This window comes from Cerasicoccus arenae (assembly GCF_014651635.1).
Taxonomy (GTDB): domain Bacteria; phylum Verrucomicrobiota; class Verrucomicrobiia; order Opitutales; family Cerasicoccaceae; genus Cerasicoccus; species Cerasicoccus arenae.
In genome coordinates this window covers 76,857-83,481 of the sequence record NZ_BMXG01000019.1, presented here as the reverse complement: position 1 = coordinate 83,481, position 6,625 = coordinate 76,857, and the positions used below count along the sequence as shown (strand labels likewise).

The 6,625-nt window shown below is 48.2% G+C and carries 7 protein-coding genes; 5 read left to right on the top strand and 2 right to left on the bottom strand.

Annotation, left to right across the window (positions count from 1 at the left end; genetic code table 11):
• Positions 1–264: 264 nt before the first annotated feature.
• From IE065_RS18430 to IE065_RS14025, 3 genes are all read left to right on the top strand, one after another.
• Positions 265–456, top strand: coding sequence for an ArdC-like ssDNA-binding domain-containing protein (locus tag IE065_RS18430; protein WP_425491920.1), 192 nt, complete (start codon positions 265–267; stop codon positions 454–456).
• Positions 457–894: 438 nt separating this feature from the next.
• Positions 895–1,026: a hypothetical protein gene (locus tag IE065_RS18225; RefSeq protein WP_267908252.1), complete on the top strand. Its 132-nt coding sequence runs from the start codon at positions 895–897 to the stop codon at positions 1,024–1,026.
• 5 nt (positions 1,027–1,031) lie between these two features.
• On the top strand, positions 1,032–3,071 hold the full coding sequence (locus tag IE065_RS14025; protein WP_189516174.1) for a sodium:solute symporter family protein: 2,040 nt from the start codon (positions 1,032–1,034) through the stop codon (positions 3,069–3,071).
• Positions 3,072–3,086: 15 nt separating this feature from the next.
• Here the strand turns inward: IE065_RS14025 and IE065_RS14020 are convergent, their stop codons facing one another.
• On the bottom strand, positions 3,087–3,722 hold the full coding sequence (locus tag IE065_RS14020) for a DOMON domain-containing protein (RefSeq protein WP_189516172.1): 636 nt from the start codon (positions 3,720–3,722) through the stop codon (positions 3,087–3,089).
• Between the two features lie 98 nt (positions 3,723–3,820).
• Positions 3,821–4,939, bottom strand: coding sequence for a LacI family DNA-binding transcriptional regulator (locus IE065_RS14015; protein ID WP_189516170.1), 1,119 nt, complete (start codon positions 4,937–4,939; stop codon positions 3,821–3,823).
• A gap of 85 nt (positions 4,940–5,024) precedes the next feature.
• Between IE065_RS14015 and IE065_RS14010 the strand changes: the two genes are divergently transcribed.
• On the top strand, positions 5,025–5,879 hold the full coding sequence (locus IE065_RS14010; protein ID WP_189516168.1) for a hypothetical protein: 855 nt from the start codon (positions 5,025–5,027) through the stop codon (positions 5,877–5,879).
• A 50-nt stretch (positions 5,880–5,929) separates the two neighbouring features.
• The gene (locus IE065_RS14005) at positions 5,930–6,625 is read left to right on the top strand and encodes a type II secretion system protein (protein WP_189516166.1); all 696 of its coding nucleotides are present in this window, start codon (positions 5,930–5,932) and stop codon (positions 6,623–6,625) included.

Here is a 6,625-nt window from a genome sequence, read left to right as displayed (position 1 = left end):
ACGTAGACGTTGGGCTTCCTTCACGCTCATACCGCCAAACTGCTTCTTGTAGCGACTAAATGTTGCTTGGCTAATGCCGTCTTCATCAACGCTCAAGCCTTCGCTGTAGCGTAAAATACGCGATAATGTCTTCTGTCTTTCGGCGTCCTCGTTTCATGATATCGGTCCTTTCATAAAGGCCAAATACAGTCAGTTCAAGTGGTCGCGTTCAAAGGGACCCAAACTGAGGGGGAGGACCGCAGAACCAAACCCAACAAGCGAGAAATGATGAAATCGACACCTTATGAAAAAGTGACTGAACGAATTCTTAAACTAATGGAAGAGGGCGTTTGCCCATGGAAACGCCCCTGGAACCGGAGTTGCCTCAGGGCTCAGAGTTTTCTGAATCAGTATTCTAGGCGGCTTACTTGCTTGGTGGAGCTGGTTATTGGATATTTAGTGTGCAGTAGGGCTTGAAAAACTTCAAATCTGTTCAGCGAGTTATCTTAGGGGCACTACGACTAGTGGGTGACCGAAAAGATTAAGTTAGAGACATCATAATGATACGAAGAGGGAACCTATTTTTAATTATGCTAGATATTTCAAAATCAAGCCTCGGAGTCGTTGGTGATCTTGAGAAAAATTTACTGGAAACCGTAGATTGTTTCGGCGTCACAAGGGGTTCACTCTGTATAGTGTGCTAGAACCATGCTTTTCTCGAACTTTATGTACTGTCCGTTTACCCTGCCGCTGCATTGCGCAGATTATAAAGTATTGATTAAGAAAAAGACCGATGTGTCCGCTTATGTAAAGAAGATGACAGGGATAGTAAGGATACTGATTTTAGCAAAGAGCTTAAGATGTCTTAGGTCTGCGATCCACGCTCTATTTAAAATTTATTCTCTACATGCTCCTATGTCTAACGGCGGAATGAATGACACGCCGATGGCACATGAAGACGAGCCAATCGATAGACTTGGTGCTCACGCTCTAGCGGCTGGCTATATCAACCACGGCCGTTTGACCGCCGGAAATCGGGCAGGTTAGTAGATATGAATATGGATTTGCTCGATTGGGGGATTCTTGCTGCAGCAGTTGTTGCCCTTTTTTTAATCTGCTGGTGGGCTTCTCGATTGACGAAGAGTGTAGCGGACTTTCTGGCTGCTAACCGGCTGGCTGGTCGATATCTCATTTCTGTGGGTCAGGGCATGGCAGGGCTAGGGGCGATATCGATTGCGGCTCACTTTGAGAAGTTCTATCAGGCTGGCTTCGGAGCCGCCTGGTGGGTTCAGATGGTTATGCCTATAACCCTAATCATTACATTGACCGGGTTTGTCATCTACCGCTACCGCGAGACACGTGCGATGACAATGGCGCAGTTTTTTGAGATGCGCTACAGCAAGAAATTCCGCGTGTTTGCCGGGATTCTGGCATGGTCTTCCGGTATTCTCAATTACGGAATATTCCCTGCGGTCAGTGCGCGCTTCCTCATTTACTTTACAGGATTGCCGCCCAATTTTGAACTATTCGGGCTAACTATATCTACGCTGGCGCTTGTCATGCTGACTTTGCTGACACTAGCAGTGGTGATGACGATGCTGGGGGGGCAGATCTCAATCATGGTGACTGATATGATTCAGGGGCAGTTCGTCGTTATCGTTATGCTATTGGTTTTGGGGATTCTTTTTTACCATATGTCCTGGTCCGAAGTGCTCGAAGGCCTTAAGCAGTCTCCACCAGGGCAGTCTAAACTTAACCCCTTTGATCAAGGGAACGTATCCGACTTCAATGTTTGGTTCTTCATCATGATGGGGATTTTGAACATCTATGGGACACGTGCTTGGCAGGGGTCTCAGGGATACAATGCGGCAGCGAGGACGCCTCACGAGGCTCGGATGGCAGGCATTCTGGGCGAATTCCGTGGTATGATAACCAGTCTCGCGATTATCATGGTACCTATTTGCGTGTATGCTTACATGCACCTGCCTCAGTTTGCCGATAGCGCTGCTCAGATACATGTTAGCTTGGAGCTCATTGGCAATGAGCAGACGCAGAAGGAAATGCTGGTGCCCATGGCCTTGGGAGCGATCTTACCGACCGGTGTCATGGGGTTGTTCGCGGCGGTCGTTATTCTGGCGGCTGTTTCCACCGATAACACCTATCTGCACTCTTGGGGCAGTATCTTTATCCAGGATGTTTACCAGCCTCTGCGGAAGAAACCCTTGTCGCAACGGGCTCACATGTGGGCTTTACGTTTGTCCATCATTGGTGTGGCGACCTTTGCCTTTATTTGGGGCCTCGTCTTCCCGCTTCAGGATTACATATACATGTATTTCCAGATTACTGGCGCAGTCTATTTAGGGGGTGCCGGGGCGGTGATCATTGGCGGGCTCTATTGGAAGCGTGGGACAGCAGGGGGGGCTTGGGCGGCGATGATTTGCGGATCTCTTGTCGCCGTGACGGGAATTGTTGTTCGCAATATCGTCTGGCCCTATGGGCTACCCCACATGAAGGAAGCCTGGCCTGAATTTGTATTCCTTGGCCGCTTGCCAGAGAAGTTTCCCCTCAACGGCATGGAGATGTCCTTCATTGCGGCTTTGATTGCCGTATCCGCTTACGTATTCTGCTCTTTGCTTTCCAAAAGACCGCCGGCTGACATGGATCGACTGCTTCACCGTGGAAAATATGCCGAGTCTTCCGATCAATCCAGTGAGATAGTTTCTCCTGCTTTGGAGACACGTCGTAAGTCTAAAACTTTATGGGAACGACTCGGTGTCGGGCCGCAGTTTACACGTGGCGATAAATGCATCTATGTGCTCAAGCTGACTTGGGCGCTCTTCTTCGTCTTCGTGTTCCTGATCGGGACTATCCTGAATGCTTTTTGGGCCATACCCGATTACATTTGGGAAAAATGGTGGGGCTTCAAAGTTGGCATAACCTTCGTTTTCGGACTAATCACTGTCGTTTGGTTCCTCTGGGGAGGTTTTCACGATTTGGTTATCATGGCACGTTTGTTAAGGTCGACCACTCGGGATGCGACGGACGACGGTACTGTCACCGAGGAGGAGCATGTGCAAAAAGGCTCCAAGTGAACCAAAGTTATTGGTTTAATCCTTGGCGAGGCTCTGGGGAGTTAGAGATAGAGCATTCCATTCCAGGCGTCTATGATAGCTACGTGCTCTGAGAGGGGCTGTCGAAGAAAGGACTGTGCCTACGACACCAGGAGTGGCATCGTAGCGGCAAATTGCCATATCGACTTCATAGTCGCACTGGCCAGGAGCGAGTCCAATCGATTGCCAGGGTAGGGTGACATGCACCTGCCAAATGTCTTTTTCTGGACCAATGCTGACTTGGCTCTCAAAGAGGGAGGGTGCGTCGACCATGAAATCCTCGATTGATTTTTCGCCTGCTCTAACGTTATCCAGCCCGTCATGGCTCCAGTGCAACTGCAAGTGGTAATTGTTTGGCGTGACGTGTAGTTCCCAATAGTTGCCCTTTCCTTCTACTCCGATAAATATCTCTACGACGTCACCGAGCTTCCACATGAATTGGTTTGAACCGTTGGCGTCGCTGTACACTGCAGCATCTTTCATCGTAACAACGATTTCCAAGCTGTCTTTCCTCGGATAGAGAAGGGCAACGGCAGGTAGGAAGTCTTTCTCTGGTTCAGGGAGCCAGAATTGTTTTAGCGGCAGTATCACCGATGGTTTTTCGCCTAAATTCAATTCTTCTGCGTACGTCAAAGATTGATAGATAAGGTCGCTATCACCTGATGGAATAGCCAGTACTGTGGCAGTACATAGAACGTAGATGGCTAGCAACTTCATTGGCTCTTTTTCCGTTAGTGATTTTCTTTCTTAGTGGATTTTAGTGGAAGAGTCGGATGTATCATTGTTTTTCCAGGATTCCATCTGCCTTCTAGCATGTGGGTGTATCGTTCTTTTGCGCTTCCCCTTTCGTTATTCCTTATGTGCGCAACGAGTGTATCAACGGCGAAGGCACCGACCTCACTTCCAAGTTCGTCGATACCGGAGCATTCTTTGTAATTCGGCCATCGTTTGTTTTGCGCTAGAGATACAATGGCAATATCCTTGGGGATCTGTAAATTCAGCTCCTTGCAAATGGTAAATATATAGGGGCTATGGCACAGTATGGCTTCTGGTTCCCATTGTTTTATCCAGTCTTTCACCAAGAGAGACATCTCGTTGGTAGTGTTGGGATATTGCACAATAGGGATACGCTCTACGTCGGGATGACAGTATTGTTGATATAAAAAGGCGCTGATACGGCGACCTTCTACGCGCTTTTCAGTATTAAGCGTTGTAGCCATGCCAATTCGGCGGTATCCTGCATTATACAGGTTCTGAAAACACCGCATGAGGTTATTGTGGTGATCTGTAATTACTCTATCAACTATGGGTGAGAGCAATGTATAGCCAATGGCAACGGCGCTAAACGGGTCTATTTCGATGTTCAATTGGGTCTGGGCCTGGCGTCTGGGGGCAAAAATGAGTCCGCTGACGCTTCGGCTATAAAGAATTTTCATAACGCGATTTGGCGTCATGCCATCGGCGTTGGGGTTAAACTTTTCAAGTCGGTAGCCGTATTGGTTTGCCTGTAAGAGTGCGCCATCGTACCATATTGCACCCATGTCTTCTTCTTCTTGCCCGATTATCCAAGCCAAGGATTGTCCTTTTTCAATTGGCATGCGTGTGCGCCGATATGCGTTCAGGCTACCGAGTACTGGATCGGGTTGATAGCCGAGTTCACGTGCCGCGTCGAGCACACGTTTACGTGTTGGGGGTGACACCTGAGGATGGTTTGACAAGGCCCGTGAGACAGTCACTTGGCTCATCGACAGATGACTGGCTAGGTCGCGTTGTGTGACTCGTTTCGGATGCTCCATGTTTTGAGTATTGTCTCTTGCAGGAAAAGAGCAAGCGCCTGAATCAGTATTCATTGCTATAGTTTTGCCTCAGCATGAAATTATTTCTAGGGTTATTCTTATGTTTCATACACCTAAAATAGTAAAAACATCCCCACTCATGGCTATCACCAGCGTTTTGGTTTTTAGTCATTGCTTGCTCAACGCCCAAACTTTTAATGCTGACGACTGGTATATCGTTTCTTCGGGAGATCCGACAGGGATATCAGACGGAGGCACTTCTACGGCAACGATCAATTTTGACACTTCCGGTGGAAGTACAAATGCACGTAATTCCTACATTTGGTCCTATTTTGCCGAAGAGGGTAGCGAAGTGTCGCTAGCCGATGGTATGCAACTGACATTAACGACCTCCATTACGGTAGATTACAACTCGGCATCATCGGCAATCCTAAACGGTTTTCGTTTTGGCTTTTATGATAGTGCTTCCCCGCACCAAACGCCCGCGACCGCTGGTGCCAATCGTATTGGAGCTCCGGCAGATGCGCGTGATGGGTGGACGGGTTCCTTTACGAGCACGGTTACTTCTGGAGCAGGCTCAGTCTTTCGCAAGGACGTAGGCAATGATGCTGCATTTGCCAATTCTGTTTCAACAACGACCGATGGCTTGGATTCGGGAGTGCTCAATAAATCCTATACCAATGGTGTTCCGGTTTCATTAACTATGATATATGGTCGCATTGGTGATGACATGATCATGAGCGGCAGCTATGGGGGAGATGCTTTCAGCGGCACGTTTACTGATTACTTTGCAAGCGACTACCCTAGCACTTTCGATACGATTGGCTTTTTCCTGGGTAGTCAGGGAACTGGTGGTGCTACTGCCGAAAGCATGACATTTTCTGATGCAATTGTTACCTATGGTACAATTCCAGAGCCTTCCACTAATGCTGCAATAGTGGGGATCATGGCATTTGGATTGGTCGTACTAGTCCACAGAAAGCAAAGACGTTGATGATAGGTGCTAGCGCCGTAGCCATCGATTAGAAACTTATAGCACTCTCAATGAATTACCCAAAACGGAATGCAATGACGCTCATAGAGCTACTCTGTGCAGTAGCTGTCGTGGCTATCTTGGCAAGTCTATTGTTCGTTGCTATCAGGAGCGTGCGTCAGGTGGCCGATCAGGCCAAATGCACGTCAAATCTTCGTACGATAGGGCAAGGTATCACGCTTTTCGTCACAGATCATAATGGCCGGTTACCCCCTAGTGAAGAAGGCATGTATCATGGTTCTTATCCTGGGCCAACATTTGGAAAACAGGTTCATCCTCGTGGTTCCACTTGGTTTGAATATATTCTGAATGTATACACAGATAGAAGCTTTGATGCAATGACATGTCCCTCTCGGCCTGATGAATGGACTGGTAGTAACCGTGGTTTGTACACAGATTACGGTTACAACCAGAGGCTCTCGCCGGTACCGAGTAATCCAGGCGATGGACCCTATCGAAAAGGGGAATTATTGAGCAGAATTGCAAATCCCGGAAAGACGATTTTGGTCGCTGATTCCATTAGGGAAGGGGGAGCTTCCGGAAAGTTTTCGGTGTATGATTACGACGATTTACATCCTAGGCATGGTGGGTCGACGGTCAATGTGCTCTACCTAGATCAACATATTGAAAATATACCCCTGGATAAGTCAAACCCGCCGGATGCCGATGAGCCGCTAGGTCGTGACTACTTTGCTCCAGAACTATAG